The sequence below is a fragment of the Sphingobium sp. genome (assembly GCF_041987595.1).
GTDB lineage: Bacteria > Pseudomonadota > Alphaproteobacteria > Sphingomonadales > Sphingomonadaceae > Sphingobium.
In genome coordinates this window covers 1-1835 of sequence record NZ_JBHIWJ010000144.1, presented here as the reverse complement: position 1 = coordinate 1835, position 1835 = coordinate 1, and the positions used below count along the sequence as shown (strand labels likewise).

General features: G+C 65.8%; 1 protein-coding gene. It reads right to left on the bottom strand.

The genetic code is table 11. The features are described from left to right. A partial coding sequence (locus tag ACFC3J_RS21210) for a GMC family oxidoreductase (protein WP_375197968.1) occupies positions 1-1603 on the bottom strand: 1603 nt, incomplete at its 3' end. Positions 1604-1835 lie beyond the last annotated feature (232 nt).

The window sequence follows — 1835 nt, the reverse complement described above, 5'->3', positions numbered from 1 at the left end:
TGGGCCGCAGGATCATGTCCGCGGAGTTGAGCGCGATGGCCATGGCCGGCGCATTGGTGTTGCCCGACACGATGGTCGGCATGATGGAGGTATCGACCACGCGCAGGCCGGTGACGCCGCGCACGCGAAGTTGCGGGTCGACGACGGAGGCTTCATCCGCGCCCATGCGGCACGTCCCGCAAATGTGGAAGGATGTGCCGCCCAGGGCCATGGCGTTGGCCAGAATGTCCTCGTCCGCCTCTATGCCGACGGTCTTGCCTGTTTCCTCGACGATCCAGTCCTTGAGCGCGGGCTGTTGCGCAAGGCGGCGGAGCCAGCGAAACAGGGCGACGAAATGGCGCCGGTCGGCATCGGTGGCCAGATGATTGGCGTCGATGACCGGCGGGACATCCGGATCGGCCGAGCTTATCCTGACATGGCCCTGGCTGTCGGGCCGCATATAATAGGCGATGACGGTCATGCCGGGATAGGGGTCGAGAGCCACCGCCCCCTTGTCGTCCGTGTGAAAGGAATAGAGGCCCATGCCGATCTGCGCGTCGGGCCGGTCGAGCGTGGCATCGGTCTTGACGAAGCCGCCCACTTCATGCGCCGCATGGGTCAGCGGACCTTTCGATCCGAAAGCATAGCGCAAAGCCGACATGATGAGGCCCAGGCCGGACAGTTTCTGGTTCAGGCTGTTCCCCCGAACCCTGTAGTTGAAGCCCAGATAGCGATGTTCGCGAAGGTTGGCGCCGACGCCGGGCGCATCGACGACGACCGGGATGCCGAGCGATTCGAGCAGGGCGCGGGGACCGATGCCCGACAATTGCAGCAGCTTGGGGCTCTGCACCGCGCCTGCGGAGAGGATGATCTCCTGCCGTGCCGCGACCTCATGCACGCCATCCTTGTTGCGCAGCAGGATGCCGCTCGCCCGCTGCCCGTCGAACAGGATGCGCAGGACGTCGGTACGCGGCGCGACGTCCAGATTCGGCCGCCCACGCACGGGCTTCAGAAAAGCGCGGGAAGCGGAGAAGCGCTTGCCGCGAAAGGTGGATGTCGGCTGATAGGCCATGCCGCCCTCGGTCACGGCCGGCATATCGTTCATGTCATCCACCCGTTGCGTCCCGGCCTGCTCGGCGGCGGTCAGGAAGGCTTCGCAAAGCGGGTCGCCGGAAGGGTGGACGCTGATCTTGAGCGGGCCGCCGGCGCCGCGCCACGCCTTGGCGCCCAGCACATGGTCCTCCAGCGTGACGAAATGTTGGCCCATCCTCTGCCAACCCCAGCCGGTGCAGCCTGCCGCTTCCCAGCCGTCGTAATCGGCCGGAGCGCCCCGGACATAGACCATGCCGTTGACCGAACTGGACCCACCCACCGCGCGGCCCTTCAGCCATATTTCCTGGGGTGCGTTCCCGCCGGGCGAAACGGCGTAATCCCACACATGGGGATTGCCCGGCGCCAGCAGCTTGCCGATGCCGCGGGGCATGGCGATCAACGGGCTGCTGTCGTCCGGTCCCGCCTCCACCAGCAGAACCCTGACGGTCGGGTCGGCCGACAGACGATTGGCCAGCACGCAGCCGGAAGAACCCGCTCCCACGATGATATAGTCATAGCAATCAGCCGGCATATTCGCTCTTTTGTCGGGCATGCCGCGATGGAACAGCAATGCTGGCCCTGGATGACCTGCCGGACGGCAGGGTGGCGTTGTCGGAGGTGAGAGTCAGCCGAAAGCCAACGGCAGGCCGGGCACGTCCCAGTCGAAGCATATGACCTTGCCGGAACTGCCCAGCGTGACGAAGGCCACGCGCCCGTCCGCGCCGCCAAAGCAGATATTGGTCGTCAGGAAGTCACCGGTTTCG